Below are 20,542 nucleotides of genomic sequence, written 5' to 3'. Positions count from 1 at the left end.
GAAGCTGCGGCTACGCTCATCGGCATGCTGAACCGTGTTCCGTTCAACGAGGCGCTGCTCTCCACCGTGGGCACCCCCAAGCAGAGCAAACTCCTGGACAGCAGTCCGCGGTCACGGGTGTGGCGGGTGCGGCTGGCCGACCGGCGGCTGGTGATCGTCAAGCAGGTCACCGACGACGGGGACACGGGTGCCGACGCGGACACGCGCTTCGCGCGGGAGGTCGCCGGGCTGCGGCTGGCGGGGCGGGCCTCCGGGCCCGCCGTGGCCCCCGAGGTGCTCGCCACGGACCCGTCCTCGCGGGTGATGGTCCTCGAGCACCTGGAGGACCTCGGCAAGACGGACGACTGGATGCCGGGGTACGCCGAGTCACTCGCCCGGCTGCACGCCCTGACCGGGCCCGCAGACGCGGGGGTGCTACCGGTCTGGTCGGGGCCCACGGCCTCCGACGCGGAGTCCTTCCTGGCCCTGGCCAGGGCGCTCGACGTGCCCGTGCCGTCCACGGTTCCCGATGAACTCGCCGGTCTCCTGGACCGGTTGGACCCCGGCCCGCACCATGCGCTGCTGCACGGCGACCCCTGCCCCGGCAATGACCTGCGTACGGCCGACGGCGTCCGTTTCGTCGACTTCGAGCGGGCCTCGCTCGGCAACGGCCTGAACGAACTCGCCTACTTCCGCATCGGCTTCCCCACCTGCTGGTGCGCCATGTCGGTCACCGCGACCCCGCTCGCGGAGGTCGAGGACGTCTACCGGAGCACCTGGCGCGGCCTCACCGGGAAGGACGTGCCGGGTGACCTCGCCGACGCGTGCGCGGGCTGGCTGATCCAGGGCGACGCGCTCGTCGAGCGGGCCCACCGCGGGACGGTCGACCAGCTCGCCCGGGTGCTCACCGAGGACTTCACGTGGGGCTACGTCTCCGCCCGCGAGCGGCTCGTCCACCGTCTGGGCGCGGTCGCCGACATGACCCGCGACCACGATCACCTGCACGCCGTCGGCCGCCTCGGCTCCGCCCTGGCCGGCCGCCTGCTCGAACGCTGGCCGAAGCTGCGTCCGCTGCCCGCGCCCGAGGCCCGCCCCTGGTTCTAGGGCAGGCCCGGCCTCGGCGACGGGCCCCCTGCCACGACTGCTTGACCGCACAGGGGTTCCCGCTACGCTGTCCGCCGCGCCGCAGCGGCGTGACGCCACCGAGACGGCCGACGGGGGAAGCGTGGAGCCATGGCATTGAGCGCGAAGTGGGAAGAGATCTTCGGCGCCGACCCGGGACCGGTGCCGGCGCAGGGCGGCGGTGCGCGCATGACCCTGGCCAGCGCGGCCGCCGCCGGTGACGGCGGGGGGCCGGGGATCCAGTTCAGCAAGCAGCCCTGGACCAGCGCCTCTGGAGTCGCGGCCCAACTGCGGACCAGCTCGAACGAGGCCATCGCCGACCTCGGCCACGACGGCAAGGAAGGCTCCGGCGGCGCCACGGGTTTCGACGCGACCGCCGCGCTCGCCGAAATAGGGGGCTCCTGGAAGGACCGCCTCACGAGCGTGCGCGGGGAGTGCGACCGCCTCTCCGAGGCGCTGCACACCGTGGGCAAGTCCTTCGGCGAGACCGACGACCAGGTCGGCGCCAACCTGAAGGCCGCCACCCCGCAGCCCTCCCCGTCCCCCCGGGCCCGGTGACGCCGCCGTGCCCACCTGGCAGCAGCTGCGCGATCTGAAGCTCTCCGACTACACCACCGCCGCCGACGGTTACGGCAAGGTCAGCAGCCGGGCCGACGCCGCCAAGGGCCGCGTCGACAACGAGATGCTGAGCAAGCTCCACGAGACCCAGGAGAGCGACGCGTCGAAGGCGGCCGTCGGCGACCTGTCCCGGCTCAGCCGCAACTACCAGTACCTGCACTCCGAGTGCGGGCTGATCCGTACCGCGCTCAACGGACTCGCCACCGAGCTCGCCGGACCGCAGAAGAAGCTCAACCAGGCCCTGGAGGACGCCGTGAACCTCAAGTTCACGGTCAACGCCGACGGCTCGGTGCACTTCCCCGCGCCGGTCCCGCTCCTTACCGTCCCGGCCCAGGGGGCGACCGACAGCCCGAGGCCGCCCCTGCTGCCCGACCCCAACCAGGCCAAGGCCCAGGACATCGCGGACCGCATCGCGGGCGCGGTCGGCGACGCGAACGAGATCGACGGCCGGTACGCGGGCACCCTGCGCAAGCTCAAGGCCGCCCCCGGCCTGGACGTCACCGACGCGATGCTCACCGACGCGGCCCAGGACACCAAGGACGTCCAGAAAGCGACCGGGCACTTCCTGCCCGAGTCGGCCATTCCCCACGACAAGTCGGCCGCCGACAACCGCGCGTGGTGGGACGGGCTCACCCAGGAGCAGCGCGACGAGTACTCCACCCTCTATCCGGAGCGGATCGGCGCGCTCGACGGCCTGCCGTCGCCCGTCCGGGACGATGCCAACCGGATGGTCCTCGCGCAGAGCCACGCGCAGGTGGACATCGACCTGCAGAACCTGGGTCCGGAACCGTCGAAGATGATCGCCAACCCGTCCGGCTCCTACCCCGTGGCCATCACCAACCCGGCCTGGCGGACCTGGAACGACTCCAAGAACCGCCTGAACGCCCAGCTCAAGGGCATGGACGCGATCCAGAAGCGGTTCGACAACACGGGCAAGGAGGGCCTCCCGCAGGCCTACCTGCTCGGCTTCGACACCAAGGGCAACGGCCACGCGATCATCGCCAACGGCAATCCGGACACCGCCAAGAACACCGCGGTGTACGTCCCCGGCACCACCTCCAAGCTGGAGGGCATCGGCGGCGACATCAACCGCATGACCAACCTGTGGAACGACACCCAGGGGTTCCCCGGCTCGCCCAGCACCTCCACCATCACCTGGCTCGGCTACGACGCACCCCAGTCGATCGTGCCGGAGGCGATGGAGAAGCACTTCGCGCACGAGGGGGCGCCCAAGCTCAACCAGTTCATGGACGGACTGGCGACCGCGCAGGGCGGTCCGGACGCGAGCCACACCACGGTCATCGGCCACAGCTACGGCTCGACGGTGGTCGGCGACGCGACCCTCAAGGGCCATCTGGGCGCCGACGACATCGTGGTCGCGGGCAGCCCCGGCATGCTGGTCGGGGACGCGCGCGACCTCGGCATCGGCAAGGACCACGTCTACGCCGAGGCCGCGGGCGACGACCCGGTCCCGCTGGGCGGCAAGATCGCCGGCCTGGGCGGCCACAAATGGGGCGTCCAGACCTGGCACGGGATTCCGTACGATGCCGGATACATCGAGACGGTGCCCTCCGACGAGGCCTTCGGGGCGCACCGGATGAAGACCGACACCAGCGGTCACAGCGACTACTGGAACAGCAACACGCAGAGCCTGCACAACCAGGCCGCGGTCGTCGTCGGCCGGTACGACCAGGTCAAGGAGTGACCCCGCACATGCCCCGCACCCCCGGCCGGGCCGCCACGGCCCTCGCCGTCGCGCTCGCCCTCACCACGCTCACCACGTTCATGACGGGATGCTCGAACACCGTGGACAAAGCCAACGCCGGTCTCGCCTACACGCCGACCGTCCTGTCCGTCGAGGACGCCCGGACGAAGACGAAGGCCGTCTCCAGCCAGATCTACGACCTGATCGGCATCAAGAACGCCAAGACGACCCCGGGCGGCGCGAGCGTCTCCCTCAACTCCAAGGACCCCGACCACCTCTTCATGATCAACCACCCGTGGTCGGTCTACGGGACCTCGGACGAGGAGCTGACCCAGGGCTTCCAGCGCCTCAAGGAGGCCCTGCCGCAGCACGGCTGGAAGATCAAGGCGTACGGCCCCAACTCGAGCCCGGCGAAGAACCTCGAACTGACGGCGGACTCGCAGGAGGGACCGTTCTCGCTCAACGTGGTCCTCTCGACCGCCGTGGACCCGGCGAAGAACGCCCCGTCCGCGAGCACGGAGTCCGGGATCATCGTGCACGTGGTCTCGGCCTACTTCAGGGCGCCCGAGGGGACGGACCTGAACGGGGAGAACTGACGGCGGGTCCGAGATCCGTCCCGGGACCCTGTGGTGTCGACCACCCTTGCCTTCATCCTGCAACGAACTGCCTCTACCCTGAGGCGGGTTCGAGCGGCGGCCAGGCCGGTCGGACGGCCGCAGGGATCACCGGGGGACGGGCAGCATGGGCAGCGGACTGAGCGACGACGACAACATCGACGGCGGCATAAAGCCGCTCGCGGCGAGCGATCCGACCCGGATCGGGCCGTACCTGCTGCTCGGGCGGCTCGGCGCCGGGGGCATGGGGCGGGTGTTCCTGGCCCGGTCCGAGGGCGGGCGGACGGTCGCCGTGAAGGTGGTGCACGAGGAGCACGTCTCGAACGAGCAGTTCCGTGCCCGCTTCCGCCGCGAGATCGACGCCGCCCGGAAAGTCGGCGAGCGGTACACCGCGCCCGTCCTGGACGCGGACCCCGACGCCGACCGGCCCTGGGTGGCCACCGGGTACGTTCCCGGGCTCTCGCTGGAGCAGATCGTGCGCCGGCACGGGCCCCTGCCCGTGGACTCCGTACACGCCCTCGCCGACGGCCTGCTGCACGCGCTGGCGGACATCCACTCGGCCGGGATCGTGCACCGCGACCTCAAGCCGTCGAACGTGATGCTGACCGTCGAGGGCACCCGCGTCATCGACTTCGGCATCTCGCGCGCCCTGGAGACCTCCGTCGAGTCCCTGCTCACCAGCACCGGCCTGGTCGTCGGCTCGCCCGGGTTCATGTCGCCCGAGCAGGTGCGCGGGCAGCGCGCCGGGGCGAAGAGCGACGTGTTCACCCTCGGCTGCGTCCTGGTGTACGCGGCCACGGGCGAGCTGCCGTTCGGGCACGGGGCCAGCAACCAGCACGCGGTGATGTTCCAGATCGTGGAGGGCGAGCCGGCCCTGGAGAAGGTGGAGGACGAGGCCCTGCGGGCGTTCATCGGCCGCTGCCTGACCAAGAGCGTCGACGAACGGCCCGGCGTGGACGAGCTGCTGGAGGATCCCGAGCGGGTCCGCCCGAAGAAGCTCGGCGGGGCCTGGCTGCCGCCCAAGGTGGTGGCGCGCCTGGCCCAGCAGGCGGCCCGGCTGCTCGACGCGGAGGCCGAGCCCGCGCGGGAGCCGGCGCCGGAGGGCGGCTCCGGGCGCACCGACCGGGCGACGCTCGACCTGCGGGCGAAGGACGGCGCTGCCGGGGCCGTTGCCGTGCCGGTAGCCGATCCGGCGACGGATCCGGTGGTCGGGCCGGCGGCCGGGGGCGCGACTTCCGGGAGCGAGCGGCAGGCCCGCCGGCGGCGTTGGACCGTGGCCGTACCGGCCGTCCTCGTGTTCACGGTCGGCGGTGGCACGGTGGCCCTGATCCAGCCGTTCGGTGGCGGTGACGCCAAGGGTCAGCAGGCTTCGCCCCCGGCCAGCACTGCGCCCGTGACCCCCGGCGGCGGCTCGCCCTCCGCGGTGGGCGGTTCGCCGGCCCCCGGTTCGCAGAGCCCCCCGGCCCCCACCGACCCCGCCCAGGCGGGCCAGGTCGGCGGAGCCGCGGACGCGGGTGGCGGCGCGGGTACGCCCGGCGGCGCCGGCACCCCGGGCGGAGCGGCCGGCGCGGGTGGCGCGGGTGCGGGAGGCGGCGCCAGCAAGGGCGGCGGGGCCGTCGCCGGGGGCTCCGGCACCGGGTCCACGCCGGGCGGCTCCGGCTCCCCGAGCGGCTCCGGTTCCCCGAGCGGGTCGGGCTCCCCGAGCGGCGGCGGATCGCCGAGCGGCGGCTCGTCCGGCGGCGACGCGGTCCCCTCGTACTTCGCCGGTACCTGGACCTACAAGGCCGACTTCAACATCGGCCAGCCGGAGACGGTGATCATCACCCGCTCCGGGGCCGTCCGGCTGATCAGCGACACCATGGGGCACTGCGAGTACATGGCCAAGGTGGTGTCGGTGGGCTCCGGCGGAAGCCGGATCAACATCAGTTCGGCGGCGCTGGACCAGTCCAAGTCCAACGGCCAGTTCTGCGGGACGCTGGACGCGTCGTTCTTCACCAAGAGCGAGCCGATCGGCATCCAGCACAACGTGGGGCCCTCGCACGGCGACGGTTACTACTACGAACGCTGACCCGCCGGGGCCGCGGGGCGGCCGCACGCCGCCGCATCGCAGAAGTGAGAACACGTTTCAGTTCTGACCTTCCGTCAGAATGAAACGTGTTCTACTCTGCCGCGCATGGGCATCGGAATCACACAGGAACAGCGGGCGTTGGCCGAAGCCGTGCGCGGCTGGGTCGCGCGGACCGTGCCGCCCGAGGAGGTGCGCAAGCTCCTCGACACCCCGCCGCAGACGGGCTCCCGGCCCGCCTACTGGGACGGGCTGCTCGCCTCCGGGCTGCTGGAGCCGCACCTGGAGGGCGGCACCCTGCTCGACCTGGCCGTCGCCGTCGAGGAGGCCGCCCGGGCGGCGCTGCCCGGGGCGTACCTGCCGAGCGCGCTGGCCTCCGTACTCCTGGACCGGGCCGGGGCCGAACCCCTCGGAGGGCGGGTCGGAGCCGTCGCGCTCGGGTCCGGGGACCTGACCGCCGTGGCCGTGGAGGGCGGGTACCTGCTCGACGGGATCGCGCCGCCCGTGCTCGGCGCGGGCGAGGCCGACCTCGTCCTGCTCGCCGCCGAAACCGCGCACGGGACCCGCTGGTTCGCCGTCGACTCCGTCGCGCTGGACATCCGCACCCACGAGAGCGCCGACCCGACCCGGCCCACCGCCGAGGTCCAGGCCCGCGGGGTCACCGCCGGGCCCGGCCGGCTGCTGGAGCTCGACGCCGCGCTCGTACGGGACTTCGCCTGCGTGCTCTTCGCCGCCGACGCCTGCGGCACCGCCGCCTGGGCGCTGCACACCGCCGCCGAGTACGCCAAGGTCCGCGAGCAGTTCGGGCGGCCCATCGGCCAGTTCCAGGGGATCAAGCACCTGTGCGCCGACATGCTGGTGCGCCTGGAGCAGGCGCGGGCACTGGTCTGGGACGCCGCGCAGGCGATGCGGGAGCCGGCCGAAGTGCGCTCGCTGGTCGCCGCGCTGGCCGCCGGAACCGCGCTGGACGCCGCCTACTCCTGCGCCAAGGACTGCATCCAGGTGCTGGGCGGGATCGGCTTCACCTGGGAACACGACGCCCACATCTACCTGCGGCGGGCACTCGTAGCCCGCCAGCTGCTCGGATCCGGGGACGGGCACCGGACGCGAGCCGTGCGGCTCGCGGCGGCCGGAGCGCGGCGCGAGCTGCGCCTGGAACTGCCCGCGCGGGCCGAGAAGCACCGCGCGAAGGCCCGTACCGTCATCGAGGACGCGCGCGGCCTCGACCCGGCCGCCGCCCGCCGGATCCTGGCACCCACCGGATACGCGGCCCCCTACCTGCCGCCCCCGTACGGACTCGGCGCCGGGCCCGTCGAACAGCTCGTCGTGCAACAGGAGCTCAAAGCAGCCGGAGTCAAGGTCGCCGACCTCGGGATCGCCACCTGGGTCGTACCCTCCCTGCTGGCCTACGGGACCCCCGAGCAGCGGGAGCGCTACCTGCTCCCGACGCTGCGCGGGGACGTCACCTGGTGCCAGCTCTTCTCCGAACCGGGAGCGGGCTCCGACCTCGCCTCGCTGCGCACCAGAGCGGAACGGGCAGCTTCGGGCGACGGCTCCTGGATCATCAACGGCCAGAAGGTGTGGACGAGTTCCGCGCAGAGCGCCGACTACGGGATCCTGCTCGCCCGGACCGACCCGGACGCGCCCAAGCACAAGGGGCTCGGCTACTTCATCGTGGACATGAAGACCCCCGGCATCGACATCCGGCCGCTCAAGGAGATCACCGGCGAAGCCCTCTTCAACGAGGTCTACTTCGACGACGTGCCGCTCCCCGCCGACGCGCTGGTCGGGGCCGCCGACGGCGGCTGGAAGGTCGCCCGCAATACCCTCGGCAACGAACGCGTCCACATGGCCGACCAGATGACCTTCGACACCGGCCTGGAAGCGCTGCTCGCGCGCTCGGGCGACCTCGACGGCGGGTACCGGGTGCGGATCGGAGCGCTGGCCGCCGAGGCGCACGCACTGGCCTGCATCGGGCTGCGCACCACCCTCCAGCAGGTCTCCGGCCTGGAGCCGGGCGCGGGTGCGTCCGTGCGCAAGCTCGTCCAGACCCCGCACCAGCAGCGGACCGCCGAGCTCACGCTGGAACTGCTCGGCCCGGCGGGAGCGGTGAGCGAGGCGGTGGGGAAGCGGGCCGTCCACGGGATGCTCATGTCCCGCTGCCTGACCATCGCCGGAGGTACCACGCAGGTCCAGCTCAACGTCGTCGCCGAGCGCATTCTCGGCCTTCCCAGGGACTGACCGAAGGGGCTTTTGATCCAGATGAAGTCGTACATCGTGGGCGTCGGCATGACGAAATTCGAGAAGCCCGAGTCGAGGGACTGGCAGTACTGGGACATGGCGAAGGAAGCCGGGTCGGCCGCGCTCGCCGACGCGGGCGTGGCCTACGACCTGGTGGAGCAGGTGCCGGTGGGCTACTGCTTCCAGGCCTCCACGGCCGGCCAGCGGGCCGCGTACGAACTGGGCCTGAGCGGGGTGCCCGTCTACAACGTCAACAACAACTGCGCGACCGGCTCCACGGCGCTGATGATGGCGCGCCAGTTCGTGGAGGGCGGCCTCAACGACTGCGTGCTCGCGCTCGGCTTCGAGAAGATGAAGAAGGGCGCCCTGGGCGGCGGTTCGGACGGCGGCGACTTCAAGACCTCGCCGGTGGCCCGGCACTACGGGATCATGGCGGCCGGGCACGGCTTCGAGATGTCCCCGCCGACCGCGCAGATCTTCGGCAACGCGGCGCGGGAACACATGAAGCTGTACGGGACCACGGCCGCGCAGCTGGCGGCGGTCGGCGCGAAGAACCACCGTCACTCGGCGAACAACCCGAACGCGCAGTTCCAGGACGTGTACACGGTCGAGGAGATCCTGGCCGCGAAGACCATCCACGAACCGCTGACCAAGCTCCAGTGCTCGCCCACCTCGGACGGGGCGGCGGCCGCGCTCGTGGTCTCGGAACGGTTCGTGGAGCGCCACGGGCTCGGGGACAAGGCCGTGGAGATCGTCGCGCAGGCGATGACCACGGACACGGAGGCCTCGTTCTCCTCCGGCACCTGCATCGACGCCGTCGGCAAGCCGATGACGGCGGCCGCCGCCCGCCAGGTGTTCGCCGCCTCGGGCCTGGGCATCGAGGAGGTGGACGTGATCGAGCTCCACGACTGCTTCTCGATCAACGAGCTGCTGACCTACGAGGCGCTGGGCATGTGCGAGGACGGCGCGTCCGGCACGCTGGTGGAGAGCGGAGCCACGACCTACGGCGGCCGCTGGGTGGTCAACCCCTCGGGCGGGCTCATCTCCAAGGGCCACCCCCTGGGCGCGACGGGCCTGGCCCAGGCGGCGGAACTGGTGTGGCAGCTGCGCGGCCAGGCCGGAGCCCGGCAGGTCGACGGGGCCAGGGTTGCGCTGGCGCACAACATCGGCCTGGGGGGCGCGGCGGTGGTCACGCTGCTCCGGAAGTAGCCCGCGCGGACCGGCTGCTGGGGCTCCGCCCCAGACCCCGCGCCTCAAACGCCGGCGAGGCTGGATGTTTCCAGCCCGTCCGGCGTTTGAGGACCGGGTCCGGGCAGCGCCCGGGGAACGGTGGAAGGGCGGGTAGGGGACAGCCCCGCGCAGCGGCCGCTACGGGCCCGTCAGAGCCGGGTCGACGACCGTCTCGCCCCGGGAGGCCCGGCGGATGGAGTCCGCCAGGTCCTCCACCGGGCCGTCCCGCAGGACCAGACCCGCCGCGCCCGCGGCGAGCGCGGCCTCCGCCAGCCCAGGATGCGCAGAGCCCGTCAGGACCAGGATCCGGCACTCCGGGTCGTCCGCCAGGAGCTCGGGGACGGAGTCCACGGACTCGGTCAGCGCCACCGCCGGGCGCGCGAGCGCGGACGCCACCACCTCGATGTCCGGCTGGAGTCCGAGCAGGACCGCCAGCGCCGGATTCGGCGGTGCCAAAAGCACCCGCAGGGATCGGGCGGGGCGCTGGGAAACGGGCATTTCATCCACCCTGCAAGGGTAGGGGCGGAGCGTCCGATCCTCGGGCAACACGCCTTGGCCAAAGTGAAACTGACGTCCAGTCAGGAGTCTTCCCAACTGCTGGGGCGTGCGTTATACATTCCTTCACCGGGTATCTAGAACGCGTTCTAGCGAACGGGTTCCGGGATCCGGTCCCGCATACGACCTCGGTGCGGCCGACGGTGCGGACGGCCGTACCGAGGTCTTCCACTCAGTGGAACGAGAAACAAGGAGCAGCATCCTCATGCCGATCGATGCCGCCAAGGCCCTCGCCGCAGATCCCCGTCAGGGGGAGATCGCCTGGGACCACAAGGACATCCAGCTCTACCACCTCGGACTCGGCGCGGGCACCCGCCCCGACAAGCCGGGCGCGGCCACCGACCCGGACGAGCTGCGCTACACCCTGGAGTCCAAGCTCCACGTACTCCCCAGCTTCGCGACCGTCGCCGGCGCCGGCATGGCCATGATGGGCGGCCTCGCGGCCCCCGGCATCGAGGTCAACCTCGCCCACGTGCTGCACGGCGGCCAGTCCATCGAGCTGCACCGGCCCATCCCCGTCAAGGGCGAGGCCACCTCCTCCGCCAAGGTCGCCGCCCTCTACGACAAGGGCAAGGCGGCCGTGATCGTGCTGCGCACCGAGGTCGCGGACGCCGACGGCCCGCTGTGGACCTCGGACGCGCAGATCTTCGTACGCGGTGAAGGCGGCTTCGGCGGCGACCGCGGCCCCTCCGTGAAGACCGAGGCGCCCGAGCGGGCGCCCGACCGGATCGAGGAGCGCAAGATCCGCGAGGAGCAGGCGCTGCTGTACCGCCTCTCCGGCGACTGGAACCCGCTGCACGCGGACCCCGAGTTCGCCAAGATGGCCGGCTTCGACCAGCCGATCCTGCACGGCCTGTGCTCGTACGGGATGACCCTCAAAGCCGTGGTCGACACCGTGCTGGACGGGGACGTCTCCCGCGTCCGCGCCTACCGCACGCGCTTCGCCGGGATCGTCTTCCCCGGCGAGACCCTGCGCATCCGGATGTGGCAGGAGCCCGGCCGCGTCCTCGTCTCGGTGAGCGCCGCCGACCGGGAGGACGCCCCGGTCCTCGCCGACACCGTCGTCGAACACGCCTAGAAGTCAGCGCCGGACCCGGCGACAGAGCCACAGCAGAGCCAGAGCCAGACAAGGAGCCGCACCGTGCGCGCAGCACTGCAGAGCGAGATAGGCCAGGACAAGCTCGAGGTCGTCGACGACATGGAGGCCGTGGGCTTCGGCCCCGGCAAGGTCAAGATCCGCATCAAGGCCACCGGCCTGTGCCACTCCGACCTCTCCGCCATGAGCGGCGTCCTGCCGCAGCCCGCCCCCTTCATCCCGGGCCACGAGGGCTCCGGCGTGATCACGGACGTGGGCGACGGGGTCACCAGCCACAAGATCGGCGACCGGGTGCTGGTCTGCTGGCTGCCGCCGTGCGGCCACTGTCCCTCCTGCAAGCGCGGCCAGGGCCACCTGTGCCTGGAGGCCTTCGGCAACGTGGCCACCCCCAACTTCAAGCGGGGCGACAGCAGCATCTTCGGCTTCGCCGGCACCGGCACCTTCGCCGAGGAGATGGTGGTCCCGGCGGGCTGCGCCGTCCCCATCCCCGAGGACGTGCCCTTCGACATCGCCGCCCTGATCGGCTGCGGGGTCACCACCGGGCTCGGCGCCGCCATCAACACCGCCAAGGTGGAGGCCGGTTCCTCGGTCGCCGTCATCGGCTGCGGCGGAGTCGGCATCTCCGTCATCCAGGGCGCCAAGGTGCAGGGCGCGGCGCAGATCATCGCCGTCGACCCGGTCGCCTCCCGGCGCGAGGCGGCGCTGCGCTTCGGCGCCACCGAGGCGGTCTCCCCGGAGGAGTTCGCCGACGCCAAGAACCGGATCACGGCGGGCGAGGGCTTCGACTACGTCTTCGAGGTCGTCGGCAAGTCCGCCACCACGAAGACCGCGTACGACATGACCCGCCGCGGCGGCTCCGTCGTCGTGGTCGGCGCGGGCGCGCTCGACGACAACTACTCCATCAACATGTTCTCGCTGTTCTTCGACGAGAAGAAGATCCTGCCGTCCATGTACGGCGGCGGCGACGTCCTGCGCTCCTACGAGCGCACCATCGCGCTGTGGCGGGCCGGCCGGGTGGACCTGGCGGGCCTGATCACGCACCGGGTGCAGCTCGCGGAGATCAACGACGCGCTCGACCAGATGCGTACGGGCGTCGCCCTGCGCACCTGCATCGAACTCTGACCCGAGCCGACCCGAGCTGACCCGAGCCGACTGAGCTCACCGCTCACCGCTCACCCGAGAGGAACCGTACGGATGTCACTGCCACTTGAGGGACTCGCCGCCATCGTCACCGGGGCCGGGCGCGGCCTCGGCCGGGCGGAGGCGCTCGAACTCGCCCGGCTCGGCGCGAGCGTGGTCGTCAACGACTTCGGCCAGCCGGGCCGCGACGGATCCGGGGAGGCCTCGGCCGCCCCGGCGGAGGAGGTCGCCGCGGAAATCCGCGCGGCGGGCGGGCAGGCGGTGGCGCACCTCGGCGACGTGGCCGACTTCGAGCAGGCGCGCGAGCTGGTCGAGCTGGCGGTCGCCAGCTTCGGCAAGCTCGACATCCTGGTCAACAACGCGGGCATCCTGCGCGACCGGATGGTCTTCTCGATGTCGGAGGCGGAGTGGGACTCGGTCATCAGGGTCCACCTCAAGGGCCACTTCAACACCACGCACTTCGCCTCCGTGCACTGGCGTGAGCGCTCCAAGGCGGCGGGCGGCCCCGTCTACGGCCGGATCATCAACACCTCCTCCGAGGCCTTCCTCGGCGGCTCGGCCGGCCAGCCCAACTACGCGGCGGCCAAGGGCGGCATCGTGGGCCTGACCACCTCGACCGCCCTGGCGCTGGGCAAGTACGGGGTCACGGCCAACGCCATCTGCCCGCGCGCCCGTACCCGTATGACCGAGGACGTCTTCGCGGGCTTCCAGGTCCCGGAGGAGGGCAAGCTCGACGCCCTCGCCCCCGAGCACGTCTCCCCGCTCGTCGGCTACCTGGCCTCACCGGCCTCGGCCAAGGCCAACGGGCAGCTCTTCGTGGTCCACGGCGGCATCGTGGTCGTCATGGAACGGCCCAAGGTGGCGGCGAAGTTCGACACCGGCAAGGAGTCCTTCTCCTACGAGGAGCTCGACGGGCTCCTGACTCCGCACTACGAGTCCCGCCCGGCGAACGAGACCTTCGCCGCGGCGGAGGTCCTCGGCCTCAAGCACGACGGCTGAGGCGCAGCGACACCGGAACGGGCGGCGGGCCCGGGGTCCTCACCCCGGGCCCGCCGCCCGTTCGGACCGCCCGTGACCGCGCCTTCGACACCCGGACCGCGTAGCCCGCCTCCATGATTTGAATGTGTTCAAGATAGGGTGGGCGGGTCGACAGGGGGGTGAGCGGTGCGCATGAACGGGCGGGTGTGGCGGCCGACCGCTCTGGCGGCGGCCGTGATGGCACTGACGGTGTCGTGCGGCCTGGTGCCGGGGACCTACGCCGTGCAGCTTCCGGCGGACCGGCTCGAGGGGCGATGGGCCAGTACCCGCGGGGAAGTGTCCCTGACCTTCCACGCGGACCACACCTTCACCGGCGAGCACTTCGAAGCCCTGTCCGTCTCCACGGACTGCGAGAGCCCCGCGGGCCCGGTATCCGGCCGTTGGGCGTTCCTCGCCCCCACCGAACCCGGTGGCTCGACCTCCACCGCCGACGAGGCCGCCACGCGCGGTCAGGAGCTGTCGCTGACCTTCGCCGATCACCGCTGCGACACCTCCGCCCACCTCTTCGGCGACGAGGACGCCCCCGCGATGTGCCCGAGCAGGGATCCCGATTCCGGCTGCACCGCGACCGGCTACCTCTACCGGCGCGATCAGGGCGAATAGAGCGATCGGGGCCGGAGACTCACCCCAGCGGAGCCTGCTGCAGCGGGACCGGGCGGGCGGCCGCCGCCGGGAGGGGGTCCAGCCGGATCGGCGGGGGCGGGGCCACCGGGAGGTTCATCCCGAGGAATCCGCACGGCACTTCGGGGGTCGCGTAGGGGAGGTGCAGTCGGCCCTCCGCGCTCCAGAGCCCCGTACCGCCGAGCCACCCGGCGGGGGCTCCGAGCCGGAAGACGTGCCGGTCGGCGGGGCGCCACAGGGCCAGCCCGGCCACGTTCCCGCCGTAGCCGTCGCCCGCTTCGTCGACCCGCAGCGCGACCCCGCAGCTCTCCGGCATCAGCGCCTGCCCCGGCTGTACCGCGAACGGGGTCGCCGTGGCCCCCACGGCCCGCAGGCACTCCGGGAACCGCACCGGGCGGGCGCTGCCCAGGACCCCCCACCCGAGCCGGAGTTCACCCGGAGCGTCCGAGCGGATCAGCAGCAGCCCGCTGTCGGGATCGGCCAGCAGCAGCCGGTCGTTGCTGGACTCGGCGATCTGGAGCAGCGGGGACACCTCGCCGCCGCGCTGCAGATCGACCGCCACGGCCTTGGTCACGGGCCCCTCGGGGCCGTCCAGTTCGCGGTCCAGGGCCAGTAGCCGGCCGGTCCGGTCCAGCCAGACCCCGCCGGAGCAGCGCCCCGGGATCCGGGCCACCCGCTCCGGCCCGAAGGGGGTCCCGGCGACCTGCCAGACCGTGGTCGCGGTGGCGCCTACGGCCAGGGCGAAGGCCCCGTGTCCGTCCGGGGACGGCGGCAGCAGGAGGACCCGTACGCCCTCCGGGCCCCCCTCGGCGTCCTCCGGCGCGATCGCGCCGAGCTGGAGCTCCCCGGTCCGGGGGCCGGTCCCCGCGTCGTCGCCGAAGCCGCCCCCCGTCGGGTAGAGCAGCGCGAAGGCGTGCCGCTCCGCCACCCGCCGGTGGATCAGCACCCGCCCGTCGGCCAGCGGCAGCACCTCGCTGTCCGCGTCCTCGGGCTGCGCGAGCGGCAGCGGCACCGCGTAGGGCTCGGGCCCGGTCAGCGTCCACCGCTCCGGATACCGGGCCTCGCCGTCCCCGGCGAGCCGGGCGGCGTAGGACCCGTCCGCAGCGATGGTGAACGGGACCGCGGTCGTCTTCTCGATGGCACAGACGGACATCTGCGGCTCACCTCCGCCGCAGAACGTAGTGATCGCGCTTCCCCCCGGACAACGCGACAACCCCCGCTTCACACATACGGGTGGCGGGGTCGTGATTCGACTGTGGGGGAGGTGGCGATTGTGCTGTGCGATACCGGGGCGTTTAGGGTGAGGGCGCGGTTAGGCATACCTAACCTACTTTTCGGTCTTTGTCCCTCCCCACCCTCAGGAGAGCTCCCATGTCCCTCCGACGCCGCACGCCCCTAGGCAGCTCCCTCGCCGCCGTCGCCCTCGCCGCCGCCGCGGCCCTCGCCCTCACCGCCTGCGGAGGCGGCCAGGGCGGCAAGGCGGGCAAGGAGGCCGCGGCCGGAGGCGGCAGCGAGAAGAAGGCCGCGGCCCAGGGCGGCAAGGACTTCTCCGACGCGGCGAAGAGGACGGCGGCCTTCGGGACCACCGCGGCGGCGGGCCAGTTCCCGCGCACCGTCACCCACGCCATGGGCTCCACGGAGCTCAAGGCCGCACCCAAGCGGGTCGTCGTCCTCGACGTCGGCGAGCTGGACAACGTCGTCTCCCTCGGCATGCAGCCCGTCGGCTACGCGCCCACCGAGGGTGACGAGGGCATCCCCGGCTACCTGAAGAAGGACGCCGGCGAGCCCAAGTCCGTCGGCACCATCAACAACCTCAACCTCGAAGCGATCAACGCCCTCAAGCCCGACCTGATCCTCGGCAGCCAACTGCGCTCCGCGGACAAGTACGACGCGCTCTCGAAGATCGCCCCGACCGTCTTCTCCATCCGCCCCGGCTTCCCGTGGAAGGAGAACTACCTCCTCAATGCCGCCGCTCTCGACAAGAGCGCCGAGGCCAAGGCCAAGCTGGGCGCCTACGAGGCCAAGGCGAAGAAGCTCGGCGAGGACCTCGGGGAGAAGAAGCCCACCGTCACCATGCTGCGCTACATGCCGGGCAAGACCCGCCTGTACGCGGGAGCCTCCTTCATCGGCACGATCCTGAAGGACTCCGGCATCCCGCGCCCGCAGAACCAGCAGGTCGAAGACCTCGCCGTCGAGATCAGCCCGGAGCGCATGGACGAGGCCGCGGCCGACTGGATCTTCACCGGGGTCTACGGGCCCAAGGACAAGACCAAGCGCGACTCCGCCGAGGACAACCCGCTGTGGAAGGGCCTGGAGGCCGTGAAGAAGGGCCAGGCCAAGGACGTCCCGGACGAGACCTGGTACCTGGGCCTCGGCGTGACCGCCGCCGACAAGGTCCTCGACGACCTGCGCACGTTCTTGATCAAGTAGCCGCCCTCGTGAAGTAACGGGCAGGTACAGGCAGGGGCCGGGCACGGGCCGGGCACGGGCCGGGGGCGGATCGGAGCATCGGGCCGGTCGCCACGGACGGTAGCCTTGGCCTGTGCCCCGTCTCTCTGAAGTCATCGCCGCGCTGGACGCCCTCTGGCCCCCCTCCAGGGCCGAGCAGTGGGATGCCGTCGGCACCGTCTGCGGCGACCCCGACGCCGAGGTCACCCGGGTGCTGTTCGCCGTCGATCCCGTCCAGGAGATCGTCGACGAAGCCGTGAAACTGGGTGCCGACCTGGTCGTCACCCACCACCCCCTCTACCTGCGCGGCACCACCACCGTCGAGGCCGGCACCTTCAAGGGCCGCGTCGTGCACACGCTGATCAAGAACGACATCGCGCTGCACGTGGCCCACACCAACGCCGACACCGCCGACCCCGGCGTCTCCGACGCCCTCGCCGGCGCCCTCGACCTGCGCATCACCGGCCCGCTGGTCCCCGACCCGACCGACCCCACGGGCCGCCGGGGCCTGGGCCGGATCTGCGAGCTGGACCGCCCCGAGACCCTGCGCGAGTTCGCAGCCCGCGCCGCCGCCCGCCTCCCCGAGACCGCGCAGGGCATCCGCGTGGCCGGGGACCCGGACGCGACGATCCGTACCGTCGCCGTCAGCGGCGGCTCCGGAGACAGCCTCTTCGCGCAGGTCCGGGCCGCCGGGGTCGACGCCTACCTCACCGCCGACCTGCGCCACCACCCGGTGTCCGAGGCCCGCGAGCAGAGCCCGCTCGCCCTCGTCGACGCCGCCCACTGGGCCACCGAGTGGCCCTGGTGCGAGCAGGCCGCCGCGCAGCTCGACGCCATTTCCGAGCGCCACGGCTGGGGTCTGCGTACCCACGTCTCGCGCACGGTCACCGACCCGTGGACGGCGCACGCGCCGTCCGTGACACCCACCTCTATCTCTGGAGCCCCCAACTGAACGCCGAGCCCGCCGACCAGATCCGACTTCTCGACGTCCAGGCCCTGGACGTCCGGCTGTCTCAGCTCGCCCACAAGCGCAAGTCGCTCCCGGAGCACGCCGAGGTCGACTCGCTGACCAAGGACCTCACGCAGACGCGCGACCTCCTCGTCGCCGCCCAGACGCAGTCCAGCGACGCCGCCCGTGAGCAGACCAAGGCCGAGCAGGACGTGGAGCAGGTGCGCCAGCGCGCCGCCCGCGACCAGGCCCGCCTCGACTCCGGCGCGGGCATCTCGGCCCGGGACCTGGCCAACCTGCAGAGCGAGGTCGTCTCCCTCGCCAAGCGCCAGGGTGACCTGGAGGACGTGGTCCTGGAGGTCATGGAGCGGGTCGAGGGCGCGCAGGAGCGGGTCACCGAGCTCACCGACCGGGTCGCCTCCCTGGAGGCCAAGCTGACCGACGCCACCGCGCGCCGCGACGCCGCCACCGGCGAGATCGACGCCGAGACCACCGGCATCGACAAGGACCGCGCCGTCATCGTCTCCACGATGCCGACCGCGCTGATCGCCCTGTACGAGAAGATCCGCGTGAAGCAGGGCGGCGTGGGCGCCGCCCGCCTGTCGCAGCGCCGCTGCGAGGGCTGCCGCCTGGAGCTCGACCTCGCCGAGGTCAACGAGATCAAGGCCGCCGCCCGCGACCAGGTCGTCCGCCACGAGAGCTGCGGCCGCATCCTGGTCCGCATGGCCGACTCGGGCATCTGATGCCGAAGTTCGTTGTGGAAGCCGACGGCGGCTCCCGGGGCAACCCGGGGCCCGCCGGCTACGGCTCCGTCGTCCTCGACCCGGCCACGGGCGAGACGCTGGCCGAGCGCGCGGAGTACATCGGCGTCGCGACGAACAACGTGGCCGAGTACAAGGGGCTCATCGCCGGGCTGAAGGCCGCCCGCGAACTGGCCCCGGACGCGCAGGTCCTCGTACGCATGGACTCCAAGCTCGTCGTCGAGCAGATGTCGGGCCGCTGGAAGATCAAGCACCCCGACATGAAGCCCCTCGCGGCCGAGGCGGCGAAGATCCTGCCGCGCGCGCAGGTGACGTACGAATGGATCCCGCGCGAGAAGAACAAGCACGCGGACCGGCTCGCCAACGAGGCGATGGACGCGGGCAAGCGCGGACGGCAGTGGGAGCCCTCGGCCTCCTCGGCGGCCTTGGACGCCTCGGCGGCGCGCGCCCTGGCGGCCGCCCCGCAGGGTCCGCCGGGAGACGCGGCGAAGGGTGCTGCGGCCGTCCGGGCCGCCCTCGCCTCTTCGTCCCGTACGCCGACCGCCGCCCCGGTGTCCGCGGAGGCAGGGGCCGACACCCTGTTCGCGGAGCCCGGCGCCACCGCGGCGGAGCACGTCCCGACCCCGGCGTCGGGGCCGGTCCAGGCCTCGTCGGCCGCGCCGGGCTGGGGGCCCGACATGGGGGCCCCGGCGACGTTCGTGCTGCTGCGCCACGGCGAGACGGCCCTGACTCCGCAGAAGCGGTTCTCCGGCAGCGGCGGCAGCGACCCCGAGCTGTCCGCGGCGGGCCGCCGGCAGGCTGCCGCGGTCGCCGAGTCGCTGGCCGCGCGGGGCACCGTCCAGACGGTGATCAGCTCCCCGCTGCGCCGCTGCCGGGAGACCGCACAGACCGTGGCGGACCGCCTCGGGCTGGAGGTCACCGTCGAGGAGGGGCTGCGCGAGGTCGACTTCGGCGCGTGGGAGGGCCTCACCTTCGCCGAGGCCCAGGAACGCTTCCCCGAGGACCTCCAAGCGTGGCTGGACTCCCCGAAGGCCGCCCCGACGGGCGGCGGCGAAAGCTTCGCGTCCGCCACCCGGCGGATCTCGGCGACCCGGGACCGGCTGCTGGCCGCGCACGCGGGCCGCACCGTCCTGCTGGTCTCGCACGTGACCCCGGTCAAGATCCTGGTCCGCCTGGCCCTCGGCGCCCCACCGGAGGCACTGTTCCGCATGGAACTCTCGGCCGCCTCCCTGTCGGCGGTGGCCTACTACGCCGACGGCAACGCCTCGGTCCGCCTCCTGAACGACACCTCGCACCTGCGCTGACCCGGCGGTGCCGGGCCCGCTCCGGCAGACGCGTGCCGGCCCGCGACCTCAGACGGGGTCGCGGTCCGGAGCGTCCTCCCCGCGCGATTCCCACGTGCACGGCGGGAAGGGGCCGGGCCGGGCGACCACGCGCAGCTGGAAGGGCCGGTACTCGTTCTTCGGATCCTCGACGGTGAAGCCGGCCGAGGTCAGGACCGCGTCCAGGGCCCGCATCATCGCGGCCGTGACCCGGGCGCAGTGGCCGATGACGGGGTCGTCCAGCTTCTGCAGCCGCAGGGCCCGGCCCGTGGACTCCCACAGCCGCGGGCTGCCCTTCCACTCCACCCACACCCCGCCGCCCGCGTCGGCGCCGTCGTCGAACGTCACCTCCGCGCCGCCCACCAGCTGCGGGTCCATGCCGGGGGCGACCACGGGCAGCCCGGCCGCGGCCAGTTCGTTGCGCACCCGCCAGGCGAGCGCTTCCAGCCGGGTGGACTCTTCGAAGCTCACTCTTTCGAACATCAGCCCAATTTAGAGGGCGCGATGATCGCGAAAAGGCCCGACCTGCCGCGGTGCGGTGGTCGGGCCCGGGATGGAACGGCAGACGAGCCGGCCTGTACGCCGGGTTCTGTCTCACGGAGACCTCGCGGTCGCCGGGGAGACGGCCATCCATCTAGGACCGGCGTTGCCGCCGGCCTCGTGCGGTCTACCCGCGAACATCGGGCGGGCAGCCCTCGAACGTCCGCGCAGGGCCCGCCGTCCGAAAACGGCCGGCCCTTCTTGACCTTGCTCCAGGTGGGGTTTACCTAGCCGCCTGAGTCACCTCAGGCGCTGGTGGTCTCTTACACCACCGTTTCACCCTTACCGGGGGCCGAAGCCCCAGGCGGTCTGTTTTCTGTGGCACTGTCCCGCGGGTCACCCCGGGTGGCCGTTAGCCACCACCCTGCCCTGTGGAGCCCGGACGTTCCTCGGCGGGATCCGAGGATCCCGACGCGGCCGTCCAGCCGACTCGTCTGTCGTGCCGACCATGTTACCGGCTGCGAAGTTGCGGCTTGACCTTGACGCAGCGGCAGGGTT

18 protein-coding genes and 1 other RNA gene are annotated in these 20,542 nt (G+C 72.4%); 15 read left to right on the top strand and 4 right to left on the bottom strand.

What is annotated here, in order from left to right; all coding sequences use genetic code 11:
• Nucleotides 1-24 precede the first annotated feature (24 nt).
• From OHU74_RS10630 to OHU74_RS10600, 7 genes are all read left to right on the top strand, one after another.
• Nucleotides 25-1,083, top strand: coding sequence for a phosphotransferase (locus OHU74_RS10630; protein ID WP_371615663.1), 1,059 nt, complete (start codon nucleotides 25-27; stop codon nucleotides 1,081-1,083).
• Between the two features lie 129 nt (nucleotides 1,084-1,212).
• Nucleotides 1,213-1,659 carry a hypothetical protein gene (locus tag OHU74_RS10625; RefSeq protein ID WP_371615662.1) on the top strand — a complete coding sequence of 149 codons (447 nt, stop codon included), beginning with the start codon at nucleotides 1,213-1,215 and terminating at the stop codon, nucleotides 1,657-1,659.
• A gap of 7 nt (nucleotides 1,660-1,666) precedes the next feature.
• On the top strand, nucleotides 1,667-3,424 hold the full coding sequence (locus OHU74_RS10620) for an alpha/beta hydrolase (RefSeq protein WP_371615661.1): 1,758 nt from the start codon (nucleotides 1,667-1,669) through the stop codon (nucleotides 3,422-3,424).
• Nucleotides 3,425-3,432: 8 nt separating this feature from the next.
• Nucleotides 3,433-4,020 carry a hypothetical protein gene (locus OHU74_RS10615; RefSeq protein WP_371615660.1) on the top strand — a complete coding sequence of 196 codons (588 nt, stop codon included), beginning with the start codon at nucleotides 3,433-3,435 and terminating at the stop codon, nucleotides 4,018-4,020.
• Between the two features lie 145 nt (nucleotides 4,021-4,165).
• Nucleotides 4,166-6,106, top strand: coding sequence for a serine/threonine protein kinase (locus OHU74_RS10610; protein WP_371615659.1), 1,941 nt, complete (start codon nucleotides 4,166-4,168; stop codon nucleotides 6,104-6,106).
• Nucleotides 6,107-6,211: 105 nt separating this feature from the next.
• The gene (locus tag OHU74_RS10605) at nucleotides 6,212-8,344 is read left to right on the top strand and encodes an acyl-CoA dehydrogenase (protein ID WP_371615658.1); all 2,133 of its coding nucleotides are present in this window, start codon (nucleotides 6,212-6,214) and stop codon (nucleotides 8,342-8,344) included.
• 21 nt (nucleotides 8,345-8,365) lie between these two features.
• The gene (locus OHU74_RS10600; protein WP_371615657.1) at nucleotides 8,366-9,553 is read left to right on the top strand and encodes a lipid-transfer protein; all 1,188 of its coding nucleotides are present in this window, start codon (nucleotides 8,366-8,368) and stop codon (nucleotides 9,551-9,553) included.
• Nucleotides 9,554-9,712: 159 nt separating this feature from the next.
• Here OHU74_RS10600 and OHU74_RS10595 read toward each other — a convergent pair whose 3' ends face one another.
• On the bottom strand, nucleotides 9,713-10,072 hold the full coding sequence (locus OHU74_RS10595; protein ID WP_371615656.1) for a DNA-binding response regulator: 360 nt from the start codon (nucleotides 10,070-10,072) through the stop codon (nucleotides 9,713-9,715).
• A gap of 262 nt (nucleotides 10,073-10,334) precedes the next feature.
• Between OHU74_RS10595 and OHU74_RS10590 the strand changes: the two genes are divergently transcribed.
• From OHU74_RS10590 to OHU74_RS10575, 4 genes are all read left to right on the top strand, one after another.
• Nucleotides 10,335-11,207 carry a MaoC/PaaZ C-terminal domain-containing protein gene (locus tag OHU74_RS10590; protein ID WP_371615655.1) on the top strand — a complete coding sequence of 291 codons (873 nt, stop codon included), beginning with the start codon at nucleotides 10,335-10,337 and terminating at the stop codon, nucleotides 11,205-11,207.
• Nucleotides 11,208-11,270: 63 nt separating this feature from the next.
• Nucleotides 11,271-12,347 carry a Zn-dependent alcohol dehydrogenase gene (locus OHU74_RS10585; RefSeq protein WP_330296177.1) on the top strand — a complete coding sequence of 359 codons (1,077 nt, stop codon included), beginning with the start codon at nucleotides 11,271-11,273 and terminating at the stop codon, nucleotides 12,345-12,347.
• 72 nt (nucleotides 12,348-12,419) lie between these two features.
• The gene (locus tag OHU74_RS10580) at nucleotides 12,420-13,364 is read left to right on the top strand and encodes a 3-oxoacyl-ACP reductase (RefSeq protein ID WP_371615654.1); all 945 of its coding nucleotides are present in this window, start codon (nucleotides 12,420-12,422) and stop codon (nucleotides 13,362-13,364) included.
• Nucleotides 13,365-13,529: 165 nt separating this feature from the next.
• Complete coding sequence (locus OHU74_RS10575; RefSeq protein WP_371615653.1) at nucleotides 13,530-14,006, top strand: hypothetical protein; 477 nt, start codon at nucleotides 13,530-13,532, stop codon at nucleotides 14,004-14,006.
• Between the two features lie 19 nt (nucleotides 14,007-14,025).
• On the opposite strand, the gene OHU74_RS10570 is transcribed toward OHU74_RS10575, so the two are convergent.
• Nucleotides 14,026-15,177, bottom strand: a complete 1,152-nt coding sequence (locus OHU74_RS10570; protein WP_371615652.1) for a hypothetical protein — start codon at nucleotides 15,175-15,177, stop codon at nucleotides 14,026-14,028.
• Nucleotides 15,178-15,395: 218 nt separating this feature from the next.
• Between OHU74_RS10570 and OHU74_RS10565 the strand changes: the two genes are divergently transcribed.
• The 4 genes from OHU74_RS10565 (at nucleotide 15,396) to OHU74_RS10550 (ending at nucleotide 19,486) form a co-directional block, all read left to right on the top strand.
• Nucleotides 15,396-16,454, top strand: coding sequence for an ABC transporter substrate-binding protein (locus OHU74_RS10565; protein WP_371615651.1), 1,059 nt, complete (start codon nucleotides 15,396-15,398; stop codon nucleotides 16,452-16,454).
• A gap of 112 nt (nucleotides 16,455-16,566) precedes the next feature.
• A complete protein-coding gene (locus OHU74_RS10560; RefSeq protein WP_371615650.1) occupies nucleotides 16,567-17,424 on the top strand; it encodes a Nif3-like dinuclear metal center hexameric protein in 858 nt (285 codons plus the stop codon).
• Nucleotides 17,421-18,164 (top strand): zinc ribbon domain-containing protein, encoded by a 744-nt coding sequence (locus OHU74_RS10555; protein WP_371619636.1) that lies wholly within the window; start codon nucleotides 17,421-17,423, stop codon nucleotides 18,162-18,164. The genes OHU74_RS10560 and OHU74_RS10555 overlap by 4 nt, the downstream gene beginning before the upstream one ends.
• Nucleotides 18,164-19,486: a bifunctional RNase H/acid phosphatase gene (locus OHU74_RS10550; protein ID WP_371615649.1), complete on the top strand. Its 1,323-nt coding sequence runs from the start codon at nucleotides 18,164-18,166 to the stop codon at nucleotides 19,484-19,486. Before OHU74_RS10555 ends, OHU74_RS10550 begins: the two co-directional genes overlap by 1 nt.
• A 48-nt stretch (nucleotides 19,487-19,534) precedes the next feature.
• Here the strand turns inward: OHU74_RS10550 and OHU74_RS10545 are convergent, their stop codons facing one another.
• Together OHU74_RS10545 and rnpB are read right to left on the bottom strand one after the other, a co-directional pair.
• Nucleotides 19,535-19,987, bottom strand: a complete 453-nt coding sequence (locus tag OHU74_RS10545; RefSeq protein WP_371615648.1) for a hypothetical protein — start codon at nucleotides 19,985-19,987, stop codon at nucleotides 19,535-19,537.
• A gap of 79 nt (nucleotides 19,988-20,066) precedes the next feature.
• Nucleotides 20,067-20,477, bottom strand: an RNA gene (gene rnpB, locus OHU74_RS10540) — RNase P RNA component class A.
• Nucleotides 20,478-20,542 lie beyond the last annotated feature (65 nt).

The organism is Streptomyces sp. NBC_00454 (assembly GCF_041434015.1).
Classification (GTDB): Bacteria; Actinomycetota; Actinomycetes; order Streptomycetales; family Streptomycetaceae; genus Streptomyces.
The sequence above is the reverse complement of the archived record's forward strand: the minus strand, read 5'-3'. Positions and strand labels throughout refer to the sequence as shown.